This is a genomic window from Winogradskyella forsetii (assembly GCF_013394595.1).
Lineage (GTDB): Bacteria > Bacteroidota > Bacteroidia > Flavobacteriales > Flavobacteriaceae > Winogradskyella > Winogradskyella forsetii.
The window spans coordinates 985,819-1,012,396 of the sequence record NZ_CP053348.1; the positions used below are offsets into that span (position 1 = coordinate 985,819).

At 34.8% G+C, this 26,578-nt stretch carries 21 protein-coding genes; 12 read left to right on the top strand and 9 right to left on the bottom strand.

Annotated features, from left to right (window positions below):
* Window positions 1-70: 70 nt before the first annotated feature.
* The 5 genes from trpD to HM987_RS04275 all read right to left on the bottom strand — a co-directional run bounded on the left by trpD (window position 71) and on the right by HM987_RS04275 (window position 4,965).
* Window positions 71-1,066 carry an anthranilate phosphoribosyltransferase gene (gene trpD, locus HM987_RS04255; protein ID WP_179005540.1) on the bottom strand — a complete coding sequence of 332 codons (996 nt, stop codon included), beginning with the start codon at window positions 1,064-1,066 and terminating at the stop codon, window positions 71-73.
* Window positions 1,067-1,376: 310 nt separating this feature from the next.
* A complete protein-coding gene (locus HM987_RS04260) occupies window positions 1,377-1,943 on the bottom strand; it encodes an anthranilate synthase component II (RefSeq protein WP_179005542.1) in 567 nt (188 codons plus the stop codon).
* A 319-nt stretch (window positions 1,944-2,262) separates the two neighbouring features.
* Entirely contained in the window at window positions 2,263-3,663 is a 1,401-nt protein-coding gene (locus HM987_RS04265; protein ID WP_179005544.1) for an anthranilate synthase component I family protein, read from the bottom strand.
* 271 nt (window positions 3,664-3,934) lie between these two features.
* Complete coding sequence (locus HM987_RS04270; RefSeq protein WP_179005546.1) at window positions 3,935-4,504, bottom strand: YceI family protein; 570 nt, start codon at window positions 4,502-4,504, stop codon at window positions 3,935-3,937.
* A gap of 2 nt (window positions 4,505-4,506) precedes the next feature.
* Window positions 4,507-4,965, bottom strand: coding sequence for a MarR family winged helix-turn-helix transcriptional regulator (locus HM987_RS04275; RefSeq protein WP_179005548.1), 459 nt, complete (start codon window positions 4,963-4,965; stop codon window positions 4,507-4,509).
* 102 nt (window positions 4,966-5,067) lie between these two features.
* Between HM987_RS04275 and HM987_RS04280 the strand changes: the two genes are divergently transcribed.
* The 6 genes from HM987_RS04280 to HM987_RS04305 all read left to right on the top strand — a co-directional run bounded on the left by HM987_RS04280 (window position 5,068) and on the right by HM987_RS04305 (window position 10,640).
* Window positions 5,068-5,634 (top strand): TlpA family protein disulfide reductase, encoded by a 567-nt coding sequence (locus HM987_RS04280; protein WP_179005549.1) that lies wholly within the window; start codon window positions 5,068-5,070, stop codon window positions 5,632-5,634.
* A gap of 39 nt (window positions 5,635-5,673) precedes the next feature.
* Complete coding sequence (locus tag HM987_RS04285) at window positions 5,674-6,276, top strand: thioredoxin family protein (protein WP_179005551.1); 603 nt, start codon at window positions 5,674-5,676, stop codon at window positions 6,274-6,276.
* Between the two features lie 150 nt (window positions 6,277-6,426).
* Window positions 6,427-6,744, top strand: a complete 318-nt coding sequence (locus tag HM987_RS04290; protein ID WP_179005553.1) for a rhodanese-like domain-containing protein — start codon at window positions 6,427-6,429, stop codon at window positions 6,742-6,744.
* A 123-nt stretch (window positions 6,745-6,867) separates the two neighbouring features.
* On the top strand, window positions 6,868-7,248 hold the full coding sequence (locus tag HM987_RS04295; RefSeq protein WP_229724587.1) for a rhodanese-like domain-containing protein: 381 nt from the start codon (window positions 6,868-6,870) through the stop codon (window positions 7,246-7,248).
* A 299-nt stretch (window positions 7,249-7,547) separates the two neighbouring features.
* Window positions 7,548-9,950, top strand: a complete 2,403-nt coding sequence (locus HM987_RS04300; protein WP_229724589.1) for a protein-disulfide reductase DsbD family protein — start codon at window positions 7,548-7,550, stop codon at window positions 9,948-9,950.
* Window positions 9,951-10,118: 168 nt separating this feature from the next.
* Window positions 10,119-10,640, top strand: coding sequence for a DUF3124 domain-containing protein (locus HM987_RS04305; RefSeq protein ID WP_179005557.1), 522 nt, complete (start codon window positions 10,119-10,121; stop codon window positions 10,638-10,640).
* 20 nt (window positions 10,641-10,660) lie between these two features.
* Here HM987_RS04305 and HM987_RS04310 read toward each other — a convergent pair whose 3' ends face one another.
* Genes HM987_RS04310 through HM987_RS04325 form a run of 4 tightly spaced genes read right to left on the bottom strand, consistent with a single transcriptional unit; the run spans window position 10,661 to window position 14,074 of the window.
* Window positions 10,661-12,004, bottom strand: a complete 1,344-nt coding sequence (locus HM987_RS04310) for a sensor histidine kinase (RefSeq protein ID WP_179005559.1) — start codon at window positions 12,002-12,004, stop codon at window positions 10,661-10,663.
* Window positions 11,994-13,346, bottom strand: a complete 1,353-nt coding sequence (locus HM987_RS04315; protein WP_179005561.1) for a sigma-54-dependent transcriptional regulator — start codon at window positions 13,344-13,346, stop codon at window positions 11,994-11,996. The genes HM987_RS04310 and HM987_RS04315 overlap by 11 nt, the downstream gene beginning before the upstream one ends.
* 53 nt (window positions 13,347-13,399) lie before the next feature.
* Window positions 13,400-13,822, bottom strand: coding sequence for a type II toxin-antitoxin system VapC family toxin (locus HM987_RS04320; RefSeq protein WP_179005563.1), 423 nt, complete (start codon window positions 13,820-13,822; stop codon window positions 13,400-13,402).
* Window positions 13,823-14,074, bottom strand: coding sequence for a DUF6364 family protein (locus HM987_RS04325; protein ID WP_179005565.1), 252 nt, complete (start codon window positions 14,072-14,074; stop codon window positions 13,823-13,825).
* A gap of 265 nt (window positions 14,075-14,339) precedes the next feature.
* Here HM987_RS04325 and HM987_RS04330 point away from each other — a divergent pair, with 265 nt between their 5' ends.
* The 6 genes from HM987_RS04330 (at window position 14,340) to HM987_RS04355 (ending at window position 26,558) form a co-directional block, all read left to right on the top strand.
* Window positions 14,340-15,590: an efflux RND transporter periplasmic adaptor subunit gene (locus tag HM987_RS04330; RefSeq protein WP_179005567.1), complete on the top strand. Its 1,251-nt coding sequence runs from the start codon at window positions 14,340-14,342 to the stop codon at window positions 15,588-15,590.
* Between the two features lie 138 nt (window positions 15,591-15,728).
* Window positions 15,729-16,406 (top strand): ABC transporter ATP-binding protein, encoded by a 678-nt coding sequence (locus HM987_RS04335; RefSeq protein ID WP_179005569.1) that lies wholly within the window; start codon window positions 15,729-15,731, stop codon window positions 16,404-16,406.
* Window positions 16,407-16,687: 281 nt separating this feature from the next.
* A complete protein-coding gene (locus tag HM987_RS04340; RefSeq protein WP_179005571.1) occupies window positions 16,688-19,087 on the top strand; it encodes an ABC transporter permease in 2,400 nt (799 codons plus the stop codon).
* 51 nt (window positions 19,088-19,138) lie between these two features.
* Window positions 19,139-21,556 carry an ABC transporter permease gene (locus HM987_RS04345; RefSeq protein ID WP_179005573.1) on the top strand — a complete coding sequence of 806 codons (2,418 nt, stop codon included), beginning with the start codon at window positions 19,139-19,141 and terminating at the stop codon, window positions 21,554-21,556.
* Between the two features lie 69 nt (window positions 21,557-21,625).
* On the top strand, window positions 21,626-24,034 hold the full coding sequence (locus HM987_RS04350) for an ABC transporter permease (RefSeq protein ID WP_306293657.1): 2,409 nt from the start codon (window positions 21,626-21,628) through the stop codon (window positions 24,032-24,034).
* Window positions 24,035-24,206: 172 nt separating this feature from the next.
* A complete protein-coding gene (locus HM987_RS04355) occupies window positions 24,207-26,558 on the top strand; it encodes an ABC transporter permease (RefSeq protein WP_179005577.1) in 2,352 nt (783 codons plus the stop codon).
* Window positions 26,559-26,578: the final 20 nt, after the last annotated feature.

A 26,578-nucleotide genomic window follows, 5' to 3' on the forward strand; every position in this document is an offset into this window, starting at 1 on the left:
TTCAGTATTCAGTATTCAGTATTTAGTGCTCGGTGAGCAGACTGTATACTGAAGACTGAACATTGCCAACTCATTTTCCACTCAACGCGACCAAAGTATCCATACTCTTTTTCGCTTTTCCGCTTTCTAACGACTCTTTAGCCAACTCAAAACCTTCCTTATGGGAAATTTGTTTTGCAGTAGCTATGGCTAATCCGGCATTGGCGCATACGACATTATTTTGGGCTTTAGAACCATTTCCATTTATAATTTTTGTGAAAAGTTTAGCGGCCTGCTTTACCGTGTTTCCTCCAAATATTGCTGATTGTTCTACGCTGTCAACTCCTAATTCATAAGGTTCAAATAAGGTTTCTGAATTGTTGGAAATCACTTTGGTTTTTCCTGTTAAGGATATTTCATCATATCCATCCAAGGCGTGAACAATAGCATAATTCTTATCGGATTCTTGGTACAAATAGCCATAAAGCCTTAATAGTTCAAGATTAAATACACCTACCATTTGATTTTTTGGAAAGGCTGGGTTTACCATTGGGCCCAACATATTGAAAAATGTTTTGACACCGAGCTCTTTTCTAATGGGTGCCACATTTTTCATGGCCGGATGAAATAATGGTGCATGTAACACACAAATCCCTGCTTCATCGATACTCCGTTTTAAAAAATCAATATTATTTGTGAATTTGATACCCAAGCTTTCCATGACGTTTGATGAACCACATGCGGATGACACACCATAGTTTCCATGTTTTGTCACATGAATTCCTGCACCTGCAGTTACAAAGGACGATAAGGTTGATATGTTAAATGTGTCTTTTCCATCGCCACCTGTTCCGCATAAATCGATGGTATTGTAATCTTCTAAATCTACAGGAACACAAAGTTCTAAAAGTGCATCCCTAAATCCTCGAAGTTCGTCTAAAGTTATACTTCGCATCATATAAACGGTTAAAAATGATGCAATTTGGCTTTGGTTATATTTTCCTGCTGAAATATTAACCAAGACATTTTTTGCTTCTTCGCTTGAGATGCTTTCTTGATTGATTAGTCTGTTAAGTAGTTGTTTCATATTCATTTCCCACGAAAGTGGGAATCTGTTTGTTAATTACTCATTTTTCTTTTGTTCATTTTGCCTTGTTGCAAAACGAACCAAAAAAACAAAACGATTATTAGGAAATTGCTAAAGCATCTTTCGCTTCCAAAGCTACATGCTTGAAGCTTCGCTTCGCAGTTCCGCTCTTTCGCTCACTATTTCTGAAAATCGTTGCTTCCGACGTTGTCGGAAAAAAGGACATTCATATTTATTAAATTTCGTTTTTATCAAAAAAGATTTTTTCTTTTTCTTGAAAAATTTAACTATTCTTAATTCTTAATTCTTTTCACTCATTAACCCAATTCTCCAAAATCCGTTTCCCATTCGGTGTTAGAACGGATTCTGGATGATATTGTACGCCCTTAACATCGTAAATTTTATGTCTAAGCGACATTATCTGACCATTTTCGTCAAATGATGTAGCTTCTAAGCTTTCCGGCAAATTGATGTTGACCACCCAAGAGTGGTATCTACCCACTTCAAATGTTTTATCAAGTCCTTTGAATAAGGTTTCATCATCAACGGAAAGTGTCACGTTTGTTGCTACACCATGATAAACATTATCTAAATTTTCTAAAGTGCCTCCAAAGACTTCGCCAATAGCTTGCTGTCCTAAACAAACACCTAAAATACTCTTAGTTGCTGCATAGGTAGCGATAATTTGTTTTAATAATCCTGCCTCATCTGGAATTCCTGGTCCTGGTGATAACACAATTTTATCAAACGCATCAACGTCTTCGAGTGTTAATTTATCGTTTCTTTTTACGGTGACTTCACAATCTAAATCTTCCAAATAATGGACTAGATTGTAGGTGAAACTGTCGTAGTTGTCTATGACTAATATTTTTTTCATCTTTAGTTCCTGCGAAAGCAGGAATCTTCTTTAATTAAACTTCTTTTTTAATTCTGTTCATTTTGTCTTGATACAAAACGAACCAAAAAATCAAAACGATTTATAAGGAAATTGCTAAAGCACCATTCGCTTTCAAAGCTGCATGCTTGAAGCTTCGCTTCGCAGTTTCGCTTTTTCGCTCATTATTTCTGAAAATCGTTGTTTTCGACGCCGTCGAAATTAAGGACATTAATATGTGCCATTTTTTGTTAGATCCCAATTTATATTCATTTTTTCTTTTTAAAACTTTGCACTGAATACAGCAACTGAAAACTATTTTTCAAATCTCCTCTGCCTGTTCAATTGCCTTTGTCAACGCGCCGAGTTTATTATAGACTTCTTGCAATTCACTTTCTGGATTTGATTTTGCTACTAATCCAGCGCCTGCTTGCCAGAATAATTTGTGATTCTGACTCAAAAATGTTCTAATCATAATCGCATGATTAAAATTACCATTAAAATCCATAAAACCAATGGCGCCACCATAATAGCCTCTGCTTGTTTTTTCATATTTTTCTATGAGTTGCATGGCTTTATGCTTTGGTGCGCCGCTCAACGTTCCTGCGGGAAATGTATCGGCAACAACTTGCATCGTATCCGTATTTTTATGAATAGTGCCTGTCACTTTACTTACCAAATGGATCACATGGGAAAAAAACTGTACTTCCCTATAATTCTCAACCGTAACTTGGCTTCCGTGTCTGCTTAAATCGTTTCGTGCCAAATCTACCAGCATTACGTGTTCGCTATTTTCCTTTTTGTCTTTTATTAATAGTTCTGCGAGTTCTGCGTCTTTAAGGTCGTTACCACTTCGCTTAAAAGTTCCTGCAATTGGGTGGATTTCAGCTTTCCCATCGCTAACCACTAATTGTGCTTCAGGCGAACTCCCGAATATTTTAAAATTCCCATAATCGAAATAAAACAGGTATGGTGAAGGGTTGATGCTTCTCAAAGCCCTGTAGACATTAAATTCGTCTCCACTAAATTGTTGCGAAAATCTTTTAGACAATACCAATTGAAACACATCGCCTCTTCCACAATGTTTTTTTGCCAATTCTACATGTTGTTTATACTCATCATCAGTAAGATTGGATGCAAGGTCTCCTTTCCTTTTAAAATCGTAAGAGGCATATTGCCTGGTTTGGATTAATTGAAGAAGTTCATCAATGTTATTTTCGGTATCAAAACAATGCGCAAAAATATAAGCTTCGTTCTTAAAGTGATTGATGGCAATTATGTTTTGGTAGACAGCGTAATAAATTTCAGGAATGGTAACGGAATTTTCCTTTTTCGAAATTTCAATATCTTCAAAATACTTTACAGCATCATAGGCGGTATATCCAAAAATACCATTGTTGATAAATTTGAATTCTTCATTGGAATCGACTTTAAAGCGTTGAGTGAATTTGTGAATTTCTTCAACCACACCAACCGTGTCAACAAAATTGGATTTAGAACTTCCGTCTGGATAGGTTTGGTAAATCGTATCGCCTTCAACCTTAATAGAAGCAATGGGATTACAGCAGATATAAGAAAAACTGTTGTCGTTAGCATGATAGTCACTACTTTCCAATAGAATACTATTTGGGAATTTATCCCTGATTTTTAGATAGATGCTCACAGGAGTTATGGTATCTGCTAAGATTTTTTTGTAATGTGTATATAAACTAAATGTTTTCATGTTTATGCTGATCTTGTTTCAGTGTATGCTTAATTAAAAAAGGCTTGTCGTGAATGACAAGCCTTTTTTTATATAATTACATAACAAGGATGATTTCACTAACGAAAGTTTGAGAAATTCCACCACCAAGTATGATTTGTATTTATTTTCATTGAACGTCAAATATAGATATCAAAAGTTTTATTTCAAACTAAAATGCATAAAAAATTCCTGTTTCGATAAATTTATGATCTCCACAGGAACTTATCGCAATTAATCTAGGTGCTAATTATTAGAATGATAAATTGACAATTAAGTCGAAATTATCATATATAGCTTTATCTTTTAATCCATCAAAAAAGCTTGAAGAACCATATTTAATATCATATTCTGTCCGGTCTATTTCTAAAGATGCTTTAGCTGAATTTTTATTTACGGTCATTGAAAACTCTACTGGTTTAGTAGTTTCTTTTATAGTTAAATTAGCTTTTACTTTGTAATCACCATCTTTACCAGAAACGTTTATAAATTCTAAGGTTGCTACAGGAAATTTTTCTACACCAAAAAAGTCTGCAGATTTTAAATGACCATCTAGTTTACCTTTGTATTCACCTTCTAAATCCGTTGTATTTATAGATGTCATATCCATAACAAATGTTCCTCCTGTAAGTGTTTCTCCGTCAAAAGATAGTTTGCCGCTAGCCAAATTAATTGTTCCTTCGTGCTGACCCGTAACTTTATAGCCTTTCCAGGTTACCGAGCTTTTTTCAATATCAACTATTTTGTCTGAAACTGCTGTGTAAGACATAAATGATAGCGCTAATACGATTAGCATTGCAATTTTAGAATTTCTGTTTTTCATAATTATTGATTTTTAAGTTTTATTAAAAGATTATTTAATTGCGTTAACTCTTCGTGAGTTAAGTTTTTTGTTAAGTTTTCTTCAGTGGTATTTATAATAGGGTCAATTATTTTCAAGGTATTTAAACCTAAATCTGTAATTAAAATTTCTACTTTTCTTCTATTCGCTTTACAAATAGTACGTTTAACAAACCCTTTTTTTATTAGTTTATCAACCAGTCTGGTAGTGTTACTCATTTTACTTACCATACGCTCTTGTATGTCTTGTAAATTAATAGGGTTACTATTTTGACCTCTTAAAATTCTTAATACATTGAATTGTTCTAAGGATAAATCGTAAGGCTTTAACTCTAGTAATAACGCATCTTTAATGTAATTATGAGAAAAAAATAGATTGATTACTGTAGCTTTATGCAACGGTAATTCCTTATTTGTTTGTAATCTTTTTTCTAACTCTTTCATATACAACAATTGTATATACAAATGTATACCTTTTATTTGAAGTAATCACTAATGTTTTGTTAAAAATTAAAAGTTGAACATTTTGATTGATAAATTTATAGCATGAAGTATTTATCACTCATAGTTGTAATATTATTAATGTCTTGCAAAAATGAGACGTCATCCCAAGCTATAGAGGAGTCAAATCAAAATTCATTGGTAGATCAAGTTGAACCTAATATGGCGCAACCAGAAACTAATAGACCATTTGAGGTATATGACTATGATGGTTTAGAACCTTTAATTAATAAGGAAGACGATAAGGTGCATGTTGTTAATTTTTGGGCCACTTGGTGTGCACCTTGTGTTAAAGAGCTACCGTATTTTGAAGCTGTTAATGAAACCTATAAAGCTAAAGGGGTGGAAGTGCTATTGGTTAGTTTAGATTTTCCTAAGGATTACGATACTAAACTAACGCCATTTTTAGAAAAGAAGTCAATAACATCTAAAGTGGTAGCTTTAGATGATACGGACCAAAACAGATGGATTCCTGCAATCGATGAAAATTGGTCGGGAGCAATACCTGCAACTATTATATATATGGGAGACAAACGACAGTTTTACGAAAAATCATTTACACAAGACGAATTAGAAACCGAATTGCTTAAATTCCTGTCTGCTGACAGGTAGATATTCAGCATTAACAAACAATTTTTAAAAATAAAAAAGATGAAAACACTAAAATTATTAGCAATTACTTTGATCTTAACATGCTCTACTTTGGCTATAAATGCCCAAGGTTACAAAGTTGGTGAGACAGCCACAGACTTTAAACTTGAGAATATTGATGGTAACATGGTATCCTTATCGGATTACGAAGACGCAAAAGGCTTCATTATTACTTTTACCTGCAATACTTGTCCTTATGCCGTTGCTTACGAAGACAGAATAGAAGCTTTAAATAAAAAATATGCCGCCAAGGGTTTTCCTGTAATAGCTATTATGCCAAATAACACTGAGGTTAAACCTGGCGACAATATGGAAGCCATGAAAACAAGAGCTGAAGAAAAAGGTTTCACGTTTCCATACTTAATGGACAAAGATCAGAAGGTTTATCCACAATATGGCGCAACGAAAACGCCTCACATGTATGTGTTGCAAAAAACAGATAAAGGTAATGTGGTAAAATATATTGGAGCTATAGACGATAATTATAAGGACGAAGACGCCGTGAAAGAGACGTATGTAGAAGATGCCGTAGATGCTCTTTTAAATGGCGAAGAGGTTAAAGTGAAAGAGACGAGAGCAATTGGTTGTTCTATAAAGGTTTAATTAACCCATAATGAAGTAAAATAACCCTGAGTTCTTGAATCAAGTTCAGGATAAACTGTTAAAAAATGAATCCGTTGTGTAACACTTCGGATTTTTTTTCGTCTATATCACAAGGAAATGTTAATTTTGCATAAAATTTAAATACATATAATGGCAAATTTATCACAAGACGATTGGGCAAAACAACTAGAAAAAGATACTAATGCAGTTGTTTTGGATGTTAGAACACAGGAAGAAGTTGATGAAGGTATGATTCCTAATGCAATTCATTTAGATATTTATAAAGGTCAAGCTTTTGTTGATGAACTAGAGGAGTTGGACAAGACCAAAAACTATTATGTGTATTGCAGATCTGGAGGGAGAAGTGGTCAGGCCTGTGGAATAATGAACCAATTAGGTTTTGATAATGCCTATAATTTAAAAGGTGGTTTTATGGAATGGCAAGGTGAGGTTGCCAATCAGGAATAATAGTTGATAAAAAAGTGATGGAATTTGTGTCTATTATCTGACTATGGTATAATTTAATAAAAAGTCCTTCCTTAAGGGAAGGTTAGTAGGGGAATGAAAAAAGTTTTGTTAATCTGTTGTCTGATGACAGCATTTTGCTTTAATGTAAGTTGTATCGATAGTAAGCTAGACAACTCAGAAGTAAAACTGGTCACAGCTGAGGAAATGCAGTCTATTTTAGAATTAGACGACGTGCAGTTGGTTGATGTGCGCACGCCAGAGGAACATGATGAAATTCATATAGCGAATGCTCAGAATATAGATTTTATGTCTCCAACGTTTGAGGAAGACATTTCTAAACTCGATAAAAAGAAACCTGTTATTTTGTATTGTAAATCTGGCGGACGAAGTGCCAAGTGTGCTAAAAAGATGAAAGACGCTGGATTCGAAAAAATATACGACCTCGAAGGAGGAATTTCCAAATGGAAACATTCCGATAAACTAGATATTAAAGTTAAATCTTAACTTATAATTTTAAACCGAACCTAGTGTTCGGTTTTTTTTATGAGTGAAACTCTGTATTGAAAAGTTGCGAAGCAATGCATACAAAACCGTTAGTTAAACTCATCCCACTTTTTCAGCGTGACTAGGTTTTATAATCTCGACCTTTGGGTCAATTTTCAGGGGTCTAACACTTGCCCAGAGGTTTATTAGCTTTTATTGCCATAATTCTCTTCCTAAATTCTTAAGGTTTTTATAAATTAGACCACTGTAAATAAATAACAGAAACGCTTCTGTTACATTTGCAAATTAACCTCCTGTATATGAACTTTAAAAAAGTACTTCTGCTCTGCCTTTTGGCGTTTTCTTTTTCATTCAATTTGTTTGCCCAAGTTTTTGATCCTGTAAAATGGGAAACTAAAGTTGAAAAGGTATCTGATACTGAATACGATTTAATTTCTACGGCCACAATCGATTCTGGCTGGCATTTGTATTCGCAAGTGGTACCAGAAGGTGGTCCAATTGCTACGGGATTTTCTTATACAACCAATGCAGATTTTGAGCTGATTGGCCAAACCTCTGAAGATGAAGGACATGTCGTTGACGATCCGGTTTTTGAAATGAAAATTAAGTTTTTTGAGAACAAGGCCGAGTTTAGACAGCGCATTAAGGTTTTAACTAAGGAATTATCTATTGTTGAAGGGGAAGTGGAATTTATGGTCTGTGATGACGAAAAATGTTTACCGCCAACTTATGTTGACCTCAAATTTAATTTGAAGCCGACGAAAGTCATTGAAGCTGATTCAGAAGATAAAGCTGAGAGTTTTAGGAATTCGGAATCCAAAATATTTGAACCTGTAAAATGGAATACCTCAGTCGAAAAAATTAGTGATTCTGAATACGTTTTGGTCTCAAAAGCATCCATTGATGAAGGGTGGAAGTTGTATTCCCAAAAAGTACCTGAAGGTGGTCCAATACCAACTGGATTTGAATACACCATTGAAGATGGTGTTGAGTTAGTCGGAGAAACCACTGAAGAAAAAGGCAAAGAGGTGATGGATAAAGTCTTCGAAATGAAGATTAAGTTCTTTAAGAATTCGGCTGAGTTCAGACAAAAAGTTAAAGTTTTAGATAAAAGCACCACTTCTGTTTCATCTGAAGTTAGCTTTATGGCCTGTGATGATGAACGCTGTTTAGCGCCTACTTATGTAGATTTGGAATATGATTTAACTAAAAGCGTTTCAGCCTCAAAAGATACTTACAGTTATTCCGAACCTAAAGAAGAAAAAAATGAGGGACTATGGACCATATTTATTTTGGGATTAGGAGCAGGATTTATTGCGCTTTTTACACCTTGCGTTTTTCCTTTAATTCCAATGACAGTTAGCTTTTTTACAAAACAAAGTAAGACCAAATCACAAGGAATTAAAAATGCTTTAATCTATGGTTTGTGCATTATAGTTATTTATGTGATTTTAGGAACTGGAGTGGTGGCCATTTTTGGAGCAAGTGCTATAAATGAATTTTCCACTGGTGTTGCTTTCAATTTAATATTTTTTGTGATTCTAGTAATTTTTGCGGTTTCATTTTTGGGAGCATTCGAAATTATGCTGCCGAACTCTTGGGCAAATAAAATTGATAGAAAAGCAGATAAAGGCGGTTATACTGGAATATTTTTTATGGCTTTGGCATTGGCTATTGTCTCGTTTTCTTGTACGGGACCTTTTGTGGGGAACATTATAGTTCTATCTGCAACAACAGGAGGCCTAGCGCCAATGATTGGTATGTTAGGTTTTTCCTTAGCCTTAGCATTACCATTTGGCTTATTTGCAGCATTTCCGGGTTGGTTAAATTCTTTACCTAAATCTGGCGGTTGGTTAAATACAGTAAAAGTTGTTTTAGGGTTTTTGGAATTGGCATTTGCTTTTAAATTCCTTTCACAGGCAGATTTAGTATTGCAGTTACATTTTTTAGAACGTGAAGTGTTCATCGCTATATGGATTGCCATTTTTGGTGCGTTGTCCTTATACCTTTTAGGTAAAATCCAATTGCCTCACGATTCGCCATTAAAACACATTTCTGTAGGTCGTTTATTATTAGGCTTGTTAAGTTTGTCCTTTACTGTTTATATGATTCCAGGACTCTGGGGAGCGCCATTAAATTTAATAAGTGCATTTCCGCCACCATTGGATTACAGTGAATCGCCTTACGGCGTAGGGAATGCAAAGACAGGTGGAGAAAGTACAATCAGTCTTGCAGATTTACCCGAAGGCGCCCACTTATTAGCACCACACGATATTTTAGCGTTTAACGACTATGATAAAGGCTTGGCATATGCAAAAGAAGTTGGAAAGCCAGTCATGCTGGATTTTACGGGTTGGGCTTGTGTTAATTGCCGTAAAATGGAACAGAATGTTTGGGTTGAGCCCAATGTATTGTCTAAACTTAAAAATGACGTGGTTCTTATTTCACTTTATGTTGATGAAAAAATTGATTTTCCAGAAGGCGAAGCACCAGATTCTAAATTACGACCAGGAAAAAAACTTAGAAACAAAGGTCAAAAATGGAGCGAGATGCAAACTATTAAGTATAAAACCAATACACAACCTTATTATGTTTTGATGGATCATAACGAAGAAAATCTAATTGAACCTGTGGGCTATACACCAGATGCGGAGAATTATAGCGCTTGGTTGGAAGCAGGGATTGGGAATTTTAAGAACTGAGGCTGACGATGTTTATTTCATTTAAGATCTTTAAGACTTGAATTCAAACGGTTTTAAGGTCTTTGAAGTTGCAATAGGTGTATTAAATATTATTACATTTGAAGTATAAACTATTTTATATTTGATCAAATGACCAATACCGAAATGACACTTTATAAGGGCTAAATTATGAAACGGATTAAATTCTTCACATTATTATTATTATTATTTATAGTCACGTTTGCTTGTGAAAAAAAGGCACCTAATAATGATCCAAAAATGACAGGAAAGGATCATATTATAGATAAACGGGTGACCTTCAATAAAACTGATAAAGCCATAAAAAAAGTCTATGTACCAGTTTATTCCAATATTTATCAACGGACTCGAAATGACAGGACATCATTAACTTCAACATTAAGTATTCATAATACAAGTGAAACGGATACTTTGTTCATTACGCGTATCGATTATTTTAATACGGAAGGAAAATTGGTTGAGAAGTATCTTGAATCTCCGATATATGTTAATACTTTTGAGACCATAGAATATGTAGTTTCTGAGGCAGATAATAGTGGAGGATCTGGTGCTAATTTTGTAATTGAATGGTATGGTGATAAAAAACTGAATCCTTTATTTCAAGCTGTTATGATTGGTGGATTAGGTAATAAAACATTTTCTTTTACTACTGAAGGAATATATTTTGAGTAATTTATTGCAATCTATTTCTGTTAAAACACCAAACTAAAAACAGATCCTTCTCCTTCAATACTTTTTACAATAATGCGTCCTTTGTGAAGCAGCATAATTTGCTTACAAAGACTTAAGCCAATGCCACTTCCGGTAGTTTTGCTGGTAAAGAAAGGTACAAAGATGCTTTCTAGAATATCTGATGGAATCCCAGAGCCATTGTCGTAAACTTTAATAATAATATCTCTATTTGGATTTTGAGAGGCTTGTACTTTAATTTTTGCCTCGTCTTTGTTTTTGCAGGCGTCAACTGCATTTAAAATAAGATTGATTAAAACTTGTTCGATAAGGTGCGTGTCAATATCCAACTCTAATTTTGGAGATGTAATATTGAATTCAATATCAATATTTTTTGACTTTATAGAGGGTTCCATAAGGCGTTGGATATTATTGAACAAATCCTCAATTTTAACACGTTGTAAATTGAGCTGTGTTACTTTACTCAAACTCCTGTAGGTTTTAGCAAATTTTAAAAGCCCTTCACTTCGGTTTTTAATTGTTTTTACACCAGCATTTAAATCCTCCAATTCCAATCGGGTTTCTTCAGGATGCTCAATCGCTAGTTGCAGGTTTTGCTGAAGTGTATCTGCCAAAGATGAAATCGGTGTAATGGAATTCATGATTTCATGGGTCATCACGCTTAATAACTTCTTCCAGGATTCCGATTCGTTTTTATTCAAGGTATTATCAATATCCTGAATTACGATCAATTTAAAAGCATCTTCTTTAACTTGAAAAACGGTATCCGAAATTAAGATTTTTATACTTTCATTCTGAAGGGCAATCGAAATAGAATCGGGCTCCCTGTGATAAGTTTCAAAGATGGTGTTGAATAATTCTGGTTTCCTGTTTTCAATAAACCTAATGTTTTTAAATGATGGTACATCCAATATTTCGCCAAAAGGCTCATTGCTCCACAGTACATCTCCAGATTCTAAATTATAAGCGATAATTCCAATATCTACCATTTCCAGAATCTTCTGCAAATACACATATTGTGCTTCGTTTTGCGAGTTGATTTCTTTAATGGTTCTATTAATCTCATTAAAACCTGTATAGAGAAAACGAATATCTTTTGGGCCTCTATCTTCAGGAAACCATCTTGAGAAATCACGATATTTTACGGCTTCGAAAAAATCGTCCATGGCTACAAATCGTCTTTTTACAAAAGTGTAAGTGTTACTTATTAAATAAAGTAATAGGATTCCAATTAAAATGGAATAGGCTGTTTGATCAATATAAATAGTATAAATAAGACCTAAGATAGCTCCAACAAGAAGTATAATTCTAAAAAAAAGTTTAAGGATGTACGTTCTATAGTTCATGCTTTTCTAATCGTCTATATAAAGCTGCTCTAGTGATGCCGAGTTCTTTGGCAGATTTAGAAACATTGCCTTTGTTTTTTTCTAAAACGGTTAGAATTGCATTTTTTTCTAAGTCGTCTAAATTTAAACTTTTAGTTTCAAGACTTGTTGTTGAAGTTGAACGTTCAATGGATGAGAATACCAAATCATCAGGTTTTAGAACTGAACCATCCGTCATAATTACGGCACGTTCTAAAACATATTGAAGTTCTCTTACATTCCCTGGGAAGTCATGTTGTTTTAATTTTGAAATAAATCCAGAATCAAACGTAAAAGGGTTCTTATTATATTTTTCGGCATAAACCGATACAAAATGATGCGCTAATTCGGTAATGTCGGTGCCACGATCTCGTAGCGGAGGAACAATAATATCAACCGTGTTAATTCTATAAATTAAATCTTTCCTGAACTTCTTTTCATCTGCTAATGTTTTCGGGTCAATATTAGTAGCGCAAATCAACCGAATATCAATCGGAATAGATTCATTGGAGCCTAAAGGCGTGACTTGTCTATTCTGAAGAACGGTTAATAATCTCACTTGTTGGCCTAAACTGATATTCCCAATTTCATCAAGAAATAATGTGCCACCATTTGCAGCTTCAAATCGACCTTTGCGATCCTCTCTGGCATCTGTAAAAGCGCCTTTTTTATAACCGAACAATTCACTTTCAAAAAGAGATGCCGTAAGTGCACCAACATCAACTTTTATAAAAGGCTTGTCTTTTCGGTTGGAGTTATCATGAAGTGCTCTAGCAATTAAATCTTTTCCTGTACCGTTTTCGCCAAGCACTAAAACATTAGCATCGGTAGGCGCTACTTTTTTAAGCTTTACAAAGACGTCGTTCATAACGTCACTGTCACCAATGATTTCAGCAGAATTTGAATTGAGCGGTTCTTTTTTAGAATTAGTTGATTTTTTATGGCTTAGAATGGTAGTAATGGTTTCAACGATTTTTTCATTTTTCCAAGGCTTCATTAAAAAATCTGAAGCGCCCTCTTTTAATCCTCGTATTGCCAAATCAATGTCTGCATAAGCTGTCATTAATATCACGGCGGTTTCAGGTTTTTGTTTCTGGATTTTATTTAACCAAAAAATACCTTCATTCCCAGTATTGACCAAACCATTGAAGTTCATGTCTAATATGACGATGTCATAATTAGTGCGTTCTATTTGCGCGGAAATATTACTCGGATTCTTTTCAGTTACAACGTCTTTAACGAGTGGCTTTAATAATAATCGCAATGCTGTTAAAACATCAACATCATCATCAATAACTAATATTGTAGCGTTTTTTAATACCATTTTGTTTGTAAAGCTTCTTTATTATTAAAACTCAAAAGTAATTAACTGCAACGTCAATTAGCTGCTTTTCCTTTTAAATAGGTTTCAGGTGTAAAAATAGCCAATTCACTCTTTTTAAAGTCTTTCAAATTTCGTGTTAGAATAATCTTTATATCTCCATTTTCCATAGCTGAAAAATTTTGCAGTGCATCTTCAAAATCTTTAAATTCAGAATTTAGTGCGTTTAAAACAGCACGTTTATCCATTTTAACAATCTCAATAATGTTGAGAAGTTGTTTTAATTTCTCCACTATAATAGTGTGCTTTGCTGTTTTTCGTAGCAGATAATAAACGTTAGAAATAATTGCTGGAGTTGTATAGCCTTTCAGTTCCTTTTCTGCACAGCGATTAAGGATTTCTGCTGAAAAGTCTGCATTCGGTTTTCGGTCAAAAAAGAAATCAAGTAAAACATCTGTATCTATTAGAATATGATCCATTTACAAGTATTTTTTTTCTAAACGCTCTTTAAGTTCTTTTTTGTAATCCATATCCTTTGGCATTTTAAAAGACCCTTTTAATGATTCTACTACTGGATTTAGTTTGCTACGTTTTTGCTTTTGTTCTTCTTTGGTCAGTGATTTCAAATAGTTTTCGATAATATCGGATAAACTACGATTTTTTTCCTTCGCATAAGTTTTTGCTCTTTCAATGATTTCTCTCTGTATGGTCAAGGTCAACTTTGTGTTCATAATTATATATAGATAAGTTGTTACTTACAAAATTACGAAATAGAATTTATATACGTGTAAATTATTTTAATTTGACACGTGTTCGCAAAACATTTTTTTATAAAATTAAAAAACTGATATTTTGGAAAGTGTGCGTTTCTGAACAATAAGTGTATCAAAATCGGACACCTTTACGTTTTAAAACAAGTATAAAACATTGATTTTAAGTTGTTTAATTCTTTGGCATATTCTTAACTATATAAACAGTATAAATCAAAAATAAACAATGGACGTTCCAATTAAAAAGAAGAAATTTTCAAATCAAAAGATAGGATTGGCTTTAGGTGTTTTGGCAATCGTAGCTTTAATCTTATATGTTATTTTTGAGACTTCGGGCGGTTCTAAATTGAATGTAGAAAAGGAGCGTATTTCCATCAACACAGTTTCAAAAGATGTCTTTCAAGAGAATATTCCTGTTAACGGAATCGTTCTTCCTATTACTACAATCTATTTGGATGCTTTAGAAGGTGGACGTGTAGAGGAGAAGTTTGTAGAAGATGGCGCTTTATTAAAAAAGGGAGAACCCATTCTACGATTATCTAATACGGATTTGGAGTTGAGCTTAGTGAATCAAGAAACCTCTGTTTACAACTTATTGACCCAAATGCAGATTTCCCAGAATGCCGCTCGTCAAAATACCATTAATAGACAAAATCAATTTACGGATGTTGAAAACAGTTTAATCGAAGCAGAACGTGTTTACAATTTGAACAAGCGCCTATATGAAAAAGGAGCCATCGGCAGAATGGATTATGAGTCGTCTGAGAATAATTTCGAGTATCAAAAAGAACGTATGAAATTAGCAGAACAGGTCTTGTCTGAAGATTCAATTTCATCAAAACTGGAAGTGAACCAAGCAAAAAATTCTTACGCCAGAACACAAAGTGCTTTGGAATTGATGCGCAAAAAAGTAGGGGATTTAGTGGTTAGGGCTCCTATTGATGGGCAATTGACATCCCTAGATGCCGAAATCGGACAGTCTATAAATAAAGGTACACGTTTAGGGCAAGTAGATGTGACCAGTGGTTATAAAGTAAGAGTTGATATCGATGAGCATTATATTTCAAGAATTTATAACGGTCAAAGAGGAACGTTCACCTTAAATAATAAAACCTACACTTTAGAAATCAAGAAAGTATTCACGCAAGTAACCAATGGTCGTTTTCAAGTCGATATGAAATTTGAAGGCGATGTTCCAGAAGGTATCAGAAGAGGTCAGAATTTACAGATTCGTGTAGCTTTGAGCGCTGAGAAAGAGGCCTTACTAGTGGCAAAAGGAGGCTTTTTTCAAAAAACAGGAGGTAACTGGATTTTTAAAGTCAGTGAAGATGGTGATACCGCTTATAAAGTAAATATCAGGTTAGGAAGTCAGAATACAGAATATTATGAAGTTTTAGACGGTTTAAATCCTGGTGATAAAGTGGTGACCTCAAGTTACGATTCCTTTGGAGATACCGAAGAACTTATTTTGAAATGAAAGTAATGTCACATTGATCGCAATCGAAATACTTTTGAAACTAGATTTTATAAGGTCTTCGATTGCGCTCAGACTGACATAGTAACATAAACATTAAAGACTAAAAGTCAATACACAATCAATAAAAAAACGAACACAATGATACAAATTAAGGACTTAGAGAAATTTTATAAGACCGAAGAAGTACAAACTATTGCCTTAAACAAACTGTCCTTCGGAGTTAAAGAAGGTGAATTTGTTGCCATTATGGGACCTTCAGGTTGTGGAAAATCCACTTTGCTGAACATCTTGGGCTTATTGGATGATCCGGATGCCGGCAGTTTTATGTTTAACGGTGTGGAGGTCGCAGGTTACAATGAGCGTAAACGTTCAGAATTGCGCAAACACAACATAGGTTTTGTATTCCAAAGCTTCAACCTCATTGATGAGCTTACCGTTTTCGAAAACGTAGAATTACCATTAATCTATACAGGTGTAAAACCAGCAGAACGCAAAAAACAAGTGGAAGCCGTATTGGAAAAAATGCAAATCATGCATCGTCGTAATCACTTTCCACAGCAATTATCTGGTGGACAACAACAACGTGTGGCTGTGGCGAGAGCTGTGGTTAATAATCCAAAATTAATTTTGGCAGATGAGCCCACTGGTAATCTGGATAGTACCAATGGAAACGAGGTCATGGATTTATTAATAGACCTGAACGAAGCAGGAACAACCATAATTATGGTCACACACAGTGAACATGATGCCAAATACAGTCACAGAATCATTAGAATGTTAGATGGACAGAAAGTGACAGAGAACATTTTAGCGTAGTTGAAACGAGCTAAGACCTTTCAGGTTTTCAAAACCTGAAAGGTCTGAAATATCAATTCAAATCCATCAAAAAACGAACACTAATACTATCCTCCAAAGCTTTAAAAATCATGTAGGAAAGAAAAATCCAAATCAATAGTGTCAAAGTCAATCAATCAGGCCGAAAGCACTTCAGTATAATAACCAACTAGCCTAATCAGCTATACTGAAGTGTTGAAGCCAAATATCAATCAGGTGCTGAAATAAATTCAGCACAAGGCGAACAGTAAAATATAGAAACTATGCTTAAAAATTATTTCAAAATAGCGTTCAGAAATCTTATTAAAAATAAGGTGTATTCATTTATCAATATTTCTGGATTGGCAATTGGCATGGCAGCAACGATACTCATAGGTTTATGGATTGCCGACGAGTTAAGTTTTAATAATCATTTTGAAAATAGAGGGACTATAGCTCAAGTGTTCCAAAGTCAAACGATTAATAATGATATAGGAACTGGTCCTGCTATTCCAAGACCATTAGAGTTTGCTCTACGCCAAGATTATCCGGATAATTTTAAGCATATTATAATGACTTCTTGGGAGCAACCTAGATACTTGAAATTTGGGGAAACCAACATTTACAGAACAGGAAACGCCATGCAGGAGGGAGCACCTGACATGTTGAATCTAGATATCATTGCTGGCGAAAAAAATGGTCTTAAAGAAAAGAATTCAATCATGCTATCTGTATCTACCGCAAAATCTTTATTTGGTAATCAGACTGCTCTAGGCAAAATAGTAAAAGTAAATAACGAAGATGATTTAGCAGTCACAGCCATTTACAGAGACATACCGGCTAATAATTCGTTTAGTGACATGAAGTATATCATTCCATGGAAACATTATGTAACCACGCAACCATGGTTAGAATGGTCTAAAGACTCTTGGGACAATAACTCGTTTCAATTGTTTGTGCAGATCAATGAAAATACAACGATGGAAAGCGTTACTGCCAAGATAATTGATGTAAAGAAAAATGCCTCTTCAGAAACAGCTGAATTCAACCCGCAATTATTTTTATTACCAATGAAAGATTGGTACTTGAGAAGTGATTTTGAAAATGGTGTGCAATCTGGTGGACGTATAGAAAACGTATGGTTATTTGGTGTTATCGGCTTGTTTATTCTATTATTGGCATGTATCAATTTTGTAAATTTAAGTACAGCACGTTCAGAAAAACGTGCGATAGAAGTTGGAATTAGAAAGTCTATTGGCTCACAACGTAGTCAACTGATTTTTCAATTTTTAAGCGAGTCATTTTTAATCGTTTTACTTTCGTTTATAGTTGCTTTGGGAATCGTGTTGCTCTTTTTAAATGGCTTTAATAATCTAGCTAGCAAAGCCATTGTTTTTCCATGGACCGATATTCAATTTTGGTTAATTTCAGTAGTCTTTGTTATGGTAACTGCATTTTTGGCTGGGAGTTATCCTGCATTATACTTATCTTCTTTTAATCCTGTAGCCGTTTTAAAGGGCACATTTAAATCTGGTCGTTTTTCTTCATTACCTCGAAAAATATTGGTTGTTGCTCAATTTACGGTTTCCGTGGCATTGATTATAGGAACTTTGGTGGTAATGAATCAAATTCAATTTTCTAAAGATCGACCAGTAGGTTATAATAAAGAAGGGCTTATTCAAATACCCGTAATGAGCAATGAGTTTATTGGGAAAAGAGATCTTATGCGTAATCAATTTATAGCCTCAGGAGGTGCTATGGAAATGGCTGGTACAAGTGCACCAATGACCAGTGTATGGTCCAATAGGTCTGGTTATACTTGGGAAGGTAAACCTCCAGGTTTTCAGGAGGATTTAGCGCATACTACAGTGTCTTATGAATTTGTAGAAACATTAGGATTAAAGCTCATAGCTGGCCGTGGGTTTTCTAGGGAATTTGCAACAGATTCCAATGCCGTAATTCTTAACGAAACAGCAGTGAAATACATGAATCTTAAAAACCCTATTGGAACTTATATAAGAGATTCTGATACAGAAGATCCTAGTCCACCATTAAAAATAGTCGGTGTTGTTGAAGATATGGTTATCCAATCGCCTTACAGTCCCGTAAAACAAGCCATGTATGTTTTTGATTTCGATGATAATACAGCTTTTTATAATGTAAGGCTTAATCCAGAAAAAAGTACCGCTGAAAATTTAGCACTTATCGAAGCTGTTTTTAAAAAGAACTTCCCAAATACACCTTTCGATTATCAATTTGTGGATGAAGAATATGGTGCGAAATTCAAAGCTGAAGAGCGCATAGCGAGTTTGGCTAGAGTATTTACGGCGCTTGCTATTTTTATTAGTTGTTTAGGGCTGTTTGGATTGGCATCGTTTGTAGCTGAACAGCGGACTAAGGAAATCGGTGTTCGAAAAGTACTGGGAGCATCTATTAGTCAGCTATGGTTATTACTATCAAAAGATTTCATCACTCTCGTGGTAATAGCTTTGTTAGTTGCTTCTCCAATTGCCTATTATATAATGGGGACGTGGTTACAAAAATTCAGCTACCGAACATCTGTGACTTGGGATGTGTTTGCTATTGCCTGTTTTGGAGCCTTGATTATTACATTGGTTACGGTAAGTATTCAAGCGATTAAGGCGGCTTCAGCAAATCCTGTAAAATCATTGCGTACAGAATAAATCATCATCAACCTGTGCTGAACTTGTTTCAGTATCAAAAAACGAACCATCATGTTTAGAAATTATTTCAAAATAGCGATTAGAAATCTTTGGAAAAATAGAACGTTTACTTCACTTAATATTTTAGGGCTTACAGCTGCATTTGGAGTCGCTATTTTATTGGCTATGTATGCTGTATTTCAATTGTCTTTTGACAAATTTCATCAGCATGGAGATCATCTCTATCAGGTATATTCAGAAGATAGTTCGCCAAATGGAATTGAAGCTAATACTTCAAAATCTGAACCTTTTGCAGCAGCACTAAAAGATGAGACAACAGGAGTCGAGAAAATAACACGATATAATGGATCAAATGCATTATTGACTTATGACAATAAACAATTTAGTATGAGTTGTGCCTATGTTGATCCTGATTTTTTTGAGATGTTTAGTTTTCCTATAATCGAAGGAGATCAACAAAACCCAATAACTTCAGAATCTTCAATTGCATTGACCAAACTTGCTTCAAAACGCATATTTGGAGACGAAAATGCTGTTGGACAAACTGTCTCTATTTTAAGGGATGAAGAAATGGTCCCCTTTACGGTTTCTGCTATAATTGAAGATTTTCCAGAGACCAGTTCCATGGGCTTTGATATGGTTTTAAATTTCAAAAGTCAAGGGCAACATGCTTATGCTAGAGGCATTGGTCGTTGGGATGTTGAAAATCATGAAGTGTATATGCAACTGGCAGAAGGAGTGAATCCTGAACAGTTTGAAAAGAACACCACAAATTTCACCGAACTACATTATAAAAACGAGATTGACAATGCTAAGCGCGATGGAATTCAGCCTAATGGTGATGGTAATTACAGGCAAGTTAAACTTTTACCATTAGCAGATATTAGATTTGCTAATTTTAATCAAGGGCCAGTTACGGTAAATCGCACCATGCCTTATTTGATTTTAGGTATTGCAGTTTTAATTCTATTTATCGCTTGTGTCAATTTTGTAAATATGAGCATTGCGAAAAGCGACCAAAGATTGCGCGAAATAGGCATGCGAAAAACCCTAGGCGCAAATAACAAACAATTATTTTTTCAGTTTTGGGGTGAAAGTGCTTTGGTATTTTTAGTGTCAATAGGTTTGGGAGTTTTTACGGCTGCGTTACTGTTACCTTCTTTTCAAACGTTGTTTAGAACCAAAGCCTCATTTACGACGTTGTCGAATCCTTCTTTATTGATTGTGATAGTTTTGGCTGTTGCTCTTATTACTTTGATTGCAGGAGGTTATCCTGCCGTATTGATGAGTCGCCTTGGAACACTTCAAAGTTTAAAGGGTAAATTAGAAATCAACGGAAAGAACTACTTACGTAATAGTTTAATGGTTTTGCAATTTGGTATTGCCATATTACTTATTAGTGGCACGCTTGTACTTTGGAATCAGGTAGAGTTTATGCGCACCAAAGATTTAGGATTCAATAAAGATCAAGTCATCGCTTTTCCGTTAAATGGTAAACGAAACGACCAACAAGCTCTGGAATTACTTAGAAATTCTCTTCAAGATAAAACGAATATTGTAAGCATTACGGCGTCTAATAATATTTTGGGTGTTGGCAAAGACGGCTCGCGTTCTACAAGTATTCTAGGATTTGACTACAAAGGACGAGGAGTCGATACGCATATGTTGGTTGTAGATGGAGATTATATTGAAACCTTGGATTTGAATGTAATTGAAGGGCGTTCATTTCGCAAAAACCTTGTAAGTGATAGCCTGTCTATCATCATTAATGAATCCATGGCAAAACAACTGAATGAGGACGACATATTAGCTTCAAAAATAGATCTGGACGACAAATTTTTTTCGATTGTAGGGGTTATTAAAGATTTTAATTTTAAAGAACTAGACCAGAATATTGAGCCTTTAACATTATTTCCGTCTTCTAACTCAAATTTACGAAATGCCTACGTGAAAGTTATACCACAAAATTTACAGCAGTCCTACGATGATGTAAAAGCAGCATGGGCAACTATAGAACCCAATGCAGAATTCCAAGGCTCTTTTTTAAATGAAAATATAGATCGTACACTACGTAATGAGCGCACCATGGCAACGATGATTGGAAGTGGTTCCATTTTAGCTATTATACTAAGTTGTATTGGTCTTTTTGCGATGTCATTGTTGGTTGTGGCACAACGTCGTAAGGAAATTGGTATTCGTAAGATTGTAGGCGCAAGTGTTTCGGCTATCACAGTATTGCTCACCAAGGATTTTATAAAATTGGTTGCCATTGCTTTTCTTATAGCAACACCCATTGCTTGGTGGGCTATGAGTAAGTGGTTACAAAATTATGCCTACCGTATTGATCTCAATATCTGGATATTTCTTATGGCTGGTTGCATTGCAGTACTAATAGCGATACTAACAATCGCTGGGAAAACAATCAAAGCAGCAACATCTAATCCTGTAAAATCGCTTAGAACAGAATAAATTGTCTATCAATCAAAAAAATGAACAATCATGGTTAGGAATTATTTTAAAATCGCTTGGAGGAACTTAATGAAGCACAAAGTGTTTTCTCTAATCAACATAGTTGGTCTTACCATTGGTTTAAGTGCTTCATTCGTTATCGGTTTAATGATTTATTATGATGCAACTTTCGATACCTTTCATGAGGATGGTGACCGAATCTATAGAGTGGTTTCTGATTTTAGTGATCCAGAAGGAATCGGCTATAATCCAGGAGTTACACTAGCTTTAGAAGATGCTATCAAAGACAATTTAAATTTTGAAATTGTCAATGGCTTTTATGTAGAACGACCGATGAAGGTTGAAAACAAAGCGAATGACCTCGAGTTTAAATGGCCCAATTTTGTCATTTTCACTACTCAAGACTATTTCAAAATGTTTAAATATAAGTTTTTGGCAGGTGATGCGTCTCATGTGTTATCAAATCCAAATAATGTCGTATTAACAGAAAAGCGCGCTGCAGATTATTTTCCCAATATGCTTCCTACCGACATCGTAGGAAAAACGCTGGTATATAATGATTCCCTCAATGTTACTGTCTCTGGTATTGTAGAAAACTTTAAAGAGCGAACCGATTTCGTTTTCGAAGAGTTTATTTCCCGTCCTACCCTTTTGCAAACACGATTAAGGGAAAATGTGTTGAACAAACAATGGGAGAATACAAATTCAGACTCCCAGCTTTTTGTAAAAGTATCGCCTTCCGCAGATTTGAATGCAGTTCAGAAACGATTTGATGATTTGGCTGAAACACATCGCAGTGATGATTCAAAAAAATATGGCTATAAACAGCAATTTAAATTACAACCTCTTAGCGATATCCATTTCAACGAAAACTATGGCATTTACGATTGGAGTAAAGGACAAGCAAGCAAATCGTTATTAACAAGTTTAGCTTTGGTTGCATTATTTCTTTTGGTTTTAGGATGTATCAACTTTATAAATCTAAACACAGCACAAGCATCTCAACGCGCTAAAGAAATTGGTATTCGTAAAACTTTAGGGAGCTCTAGAAAACAACTTATAGGTCAATTTATGGGAGAAACATTTTTATTGGTTTTAACATCAGCCGTGTTGTCATTGGTTCTTTCAAAATGGTTAATTGCTGTGTTTTCAGATTTTGTGCCAGAAGGCTTAGGTTTCGAGTTATTTAAATCTCCACTTATAATTTTAGGTATTCTCATTTTACTGATGGTGGTAACGTTTCTTTCAGGATTTTATCCCGCATTGGTACTGTCAAAATTTAATACAGTTTCGGTGTTAAAAAACCATTTATCGGTTGGAGATAAAAAAATAAAACTACGTAAGTTTTTAACCGTATTTCAGTTTAGTATTGCCCAGATGTTCATTATCGCCACCTTATTGGTTGGTCAACAGATTAATTATTTATTAAGCAAGGATATGGGTTTTAAAACCGATGCTATCGTTTCTGTATATAGCCCGAGAGGTGAACGTGAAATTTCAAAAAAAGAGATTTATGTACAAAAGTTAAAAACCATTCCCGAACTCAAAAAAATAAGTATTGGCGGAGTTGCACCAGCCTCTCTAAATACGAACAGCACAACCGTAACTTATCGGAATGGAGAGAAAGAGGTCAACTCAGAGCTACAGTTTATTTTTGGAGATGCTATGTATTCAGAATTATTTGATCTGAATATTCTTGCAGGTCGGACCTTACGAAATGATACCATTAAAGAATTAGTGATTAATGAAAAGTGTTTAAGAAACTTAGGGTTTGCCAACCCAGATGAAGCGATAGGGAAAACGGTACAACTTAGTAATGAGACTATTCCTATTGTAGGAGTGATGGCAGATTTTCATCAACGGTCGTTAAGGAGTGAGATAAAGCCTATGGCATTAAGAGGCGATTGGAATCGGCCAGATTGGAGTCAATTTCAAGCCATTCATATTGCCTTCCAAAATGCCTCTTCAGAAGATTTAAAAGCGACGCTTTCAAAAATTGAGAATGCTTACAAATCGGTTTATACAGAAACAGATGATTATAGATTGGAGTTTTTGGATGAAACCATTCAGAATTTTTATAACCGCGAGCGAAAAGTTTCAAAGCTCTTAAGTTGGGCAACAGGATTGTCAATTTTAATAAGCTGTTTAGGTTTGCTGGGCCTCGTAATTTATACTACAAACAGACGCGTTAAAGAAATTGGAGTTCGCAAAGTTTTGGGGGCATCTTTATTGCAAATCAATGCCTTATTATGCAAGGAGTTTCTAGTGCTTGTGGCGATAGCTTTTATAGTCGCTGCACCTTTAGCTTGGTTTGGAATTAATAGTTGGTTACAAAATTTCGCATACAAAACCACTATTAGTTTCTGGGTCTTTTTAGTGAGTGGTTTTGCAATGATTTTCTTTGCACTATTGGTTATAAGCGCAAAGACACTACAGGCTGCCAATGCTAATCCTGTTAATTCATTACGATCGGAGTAAGGTGTTCGATAATGAACAAGAAGTGTATCAAAAGCGAACAGTTGTATTAATTAAAATGGAATTAAAATATTGATATACAGTGATTTATGTTTATGGCATCATCTTGTCTATATACTCATCATAAGTATCAAATTCAGGGATACTGTAACAGTTTCAGCATAACAAAACAATTATGATCTTAAATTATATAAAAATAGCGTTTAGAACATTACGTAAAAATAAAGGCTATAGCTTATTAAATATTTTCGGATTAGCCATAGGTATTACTTGTGCGAGTTTAATATTTCTTTGGGTTGAGGATGAACTAAGTTTTGATTCAAATTTCCCCAAGCAAGATCAGGTTTATTATGTACCAACGCATCAAGAATATGAAGGCGAATGGAGAACTTTTAATTCTACACCAGGACCTTTGGCAGAAGCTATGAAAACTGAGATTCCTGGCATTGAAAGAACAGCAAGAACAAAACATCGTGATTTTTTATTAGCAGTTGGAGATCATTCCATTAACAGTTCTGGTCGTTTTGTGGACGAGGATCTTATAAACATATTTAGTTTGAAGTTTTTGGAAGGCAATGCCGAAGCTGCTTTTAAAAATCCTGAAGCCATCGTTATTACACAAGAAACAGCAGAGCAACTCTATGGAGCAAATCAAAAAGCGCTTGGTAAAACGTTAAAAGTGAATAATTCGGATAATTATGTTATCACAGGCGTTATTGAGAATATGCCTAAGAATGTTACCTTTCCTTTTAATTGGATTGCGCCCTTTGAACGTTACACAAAAGGTAAAGAATGGACACAAGGTTACGGCAGTTTTTTTGCAGATACCTTTGTGGAATTATCACCAGAAGCAGATGTTGTTGCTGTAGATAAGCAAGTTAGAAATTTACTAGAGAAGAAAACAGGAGATAAGGATTCCAAAGCATTTTTACATTCCATAAAAGATTGGCATCTAAGGGCTAATTTCGAAAATGGAAAGCAAGTAGGTGGTGTAATAGTTTCTGTTCGCTTATTCACAATTATTGCCTTAATCATTTTGTTGATTGCCTGTATTAACTTTATGAATTTGTCCACAGCGCGCAGTGAAAAACGTGCTAATGAAGTTGGTGTTAGAAAAGCAATGGGTTCTGGTCGTTCGAGATTAATTATTCAATTTATATCAGAAGCTTTGATTCTTGCTGGTATCGCATCGTTAGTCAGTGTTTTACTGCTTTTTGTTTTATTACCACAATTTAATTTGCTTATTGAGAAAGATTTAGTGTTAGGACTAACACAGCCATTGCACGTTGTTTTTTTATTGGCAATCACACTCGTTTGTGGAATCTTTGCCGGACTTTACCCAGCCTTCTATTTGTCTTCATTTAAACCTGTCGAAGTTTTAAAGGGTCTAAAAGTCACTAAAAGTTCTGCCACATTGATTAGGAAAGGACTAGTAGTTGGGCAGTTTACAGTGTCAATTGTTTTTATTATCAGTACGATTTTAGTTTATCAGCAAATTCAACATGTAAAAAATAGGGATTTAGGTTTTGATAAAGATCAATTAATTTCCTTGAATGTCAATGGCACTATGATTGAAAAATTTGATGTCATTAAACAAGATTTAATCAATACAGGAGCCATAACCAGTGTTGGTTTAAATAATTCTGGAGTTTTAGATGGTGGCAATAATGGTTCTAATTTAACGTGGACAGGTGGCACAGATACAGAAGATGTGTTGATTTTCTTTAGGTATATCAGTTCAGATTTTTTGAAAACTGCTGGCATGGAACTTAAAGAGGGGCGAGGTTTTAGCGAAAATGTGGCAAAGGATAGTACGAGTGTTTTAATTACCGAATCATTTGCCAAACTTATGGGAAAAGGAAGTGCGATTGGTAAGAAAGTAACACGTGGTGATACATACACCGTAATAGGAGTAGTGAAAGATTATTTATACGATGATATGTATGGACAAAGTGATCCTGTATTATTCTTCAATTATCTAGGTGAGTCCAGTTATATGTATCTAAAAACGAACCCAAAAATTTCTACTAAAGACATGTTGGCCAAAGTGGAGGCGGTTATGAAAAAACACAATCCGGCTTTTCCTTTTGAATACACATTTATGGATGAAACCTTCAATGCCAAATTTAAAAGTGAACAACTCATCGGTAAACTATCTCAACTCTTTGCGTTACTTGCTATATTCATTTCGTGTTTAGGACTTTTTGGATTGGCAGCTTATACCGCAGAACAGCGTAAAAAAGAAATAGGCGTGCGTAAAGTTTTAGGAGCTAGTATTTCTGGTATTGTAAAGTTATTGTCAAAAGACTTTTTAAAACTCGTGGGTGTTTCAATTTTAATCGCCATACCTATTGCTTGGTACGCCATGGAAAATTGGCTTCAGGATTATGCTTATAGAATAGAAATCAACTGGTGGATATTTATAATTGCTGGTTCAGCAGCGATATTAATAGCGATGGTAACTGTAAGTTTTCAAGCTGTAAAAGCCGCAACAGCAAATCCTGTAGATAGTTTAAAAACAGAGTAAACTAAATCAATTTGAATATC

Coding starts and splice junctions, on each gene's coding strand:
- trpD (WP_179005540.1), bottom strand. CDS start 1,066: ATGAAACAACTACTTAACAGACTAATCAATCAAGAAAGCATCTCAAGC.
- HM987_RS04260 (WP_179005542.1), bottom strand. CDS start 1,943: ATGAAAAAAATATTAGTCATAGACAACTACGACAGTTTCACCTACAAT.
- HM987_RS04265 (WP_179005544.1), bottom strand. CDS start 3,663: ATGAAAACATTTAGTTTATATACACATTACAAAAAAATCTTAGCAGAT.
- HM987_RS04270 (WP_179005546.1), bottom strand. CDS start 4,504: ATGAAAAACAGAAATTCTAAAATTGCAATGCTAATCGTATTAGCGCTA.
- HM987_RS04275 (WP_179005548.1), bottom strand. CDS start 4,965: ATGAAAGAGTTAGAAAAAAGATTACAAACAAATAAGGAATTACCGTTG.
- HM987_RS04280 (WP_179005549.1), top strand. CDS start 5,068: ATGAAGTATTTATCACTCATAGTTGTAATATTATTAATGTCTTGCAAA.
- HM987_RS04285 (WP_179005551.1), top strand. CDS start 5,674: ATGAAAACACTAAAATTATTAGCAATTACTTTGATCTTAACATGCTCT.
- HM987_RS04290 (WP_179005553.1), top strand. CDS start 6,427: ATGGCAAATTTATCACAAGACGATTGGGCAAAACAACTAGAAAAAGAT.
- HM987_RS04295 (WP_229724587.1), top strand. CDS start 6,868: ATGACAGCATTTTGCTTTAATGTAAGTTGTATCGATAGTAAGCTAGAC.
- HM987_RS04300 (WP_229724589.1), top strand. CDS start 7,548: ATGAACTTTAAAAAAGTACTTCTGCTCTGCCTTTTGGCGTTTTCTTTT.
- HM987_RS04305 (WP_179005557.1), top strand. CDS start 10,119: ATGAAACGGATTAAATTCTTCACATTATTATTATTATTATTTATAGTC.
- HM987_RS04310 (WP_179005559.1), bottom strand. CDS start 12,004: ATGAACTATAGAACGTACATCCTTAAACTTTTTTTTAGAATTATACTT.
- HM987_RS04315 (WP_179005561.1), bottom strand. CDS start 13,346: ATGGTATTAAAAAACGCTACAATATTAGTTATTGATGATGATGTTGAT.
- HM987_RS04320 (WP_179005563.1), bottom strand. CDS start 13,822: ATGGATCATATTCTAATAGATACAGATGTTTTACTTGATTTCTTTTTT.
- HM987_RS04325 (WP_179005565.1), bottom strand. CDS start 14,074: ATGAACACAAAGTTGACCTTGACCATACAGAGAGAAATCATTGAAAGA.
- HM987_RS04330 (WP_179005567.1), top strand. CDS start 14,340: ATGGACGTTCCAATTAAAAAGAAGAAATTTTCAAATCAAAAGATAGGA.
- HM987_RS04335 (WP_179005569.1), top strand. CDS start 15,729: ATGATACAAATTAAGGACTTAGAGAAATTTTATAAGACCGAAGAAGTA.
- HM987_RS04340 (WP_179005571.1), top strand. CDS start 16,688: ATGCTTAAAAATTATTTCAAAATAGCGTTCAGAAATCTTATTAAAAAT.
- HM987_RS04345 (WP_179005573.1), top strand. CDS start 19,139: ATGTTTAGAAATTATTTCAAAATAGCGATTAGAAATCTTTGGAAAAAT.
- HM987_RS04350 (WP_306293657.1), top strand. CDS start 21,626: ATGAAGCACAAAGTGTTTTCTCTAATCAACATAGTTGGTCTTACCATT.
- HM987_RS04355 (WP_179005577.1), top strand. CDS start 24,207: ATGATCTTAAATTATATAAAAATAGCGTTTAGAACATTACGTAAAAAT.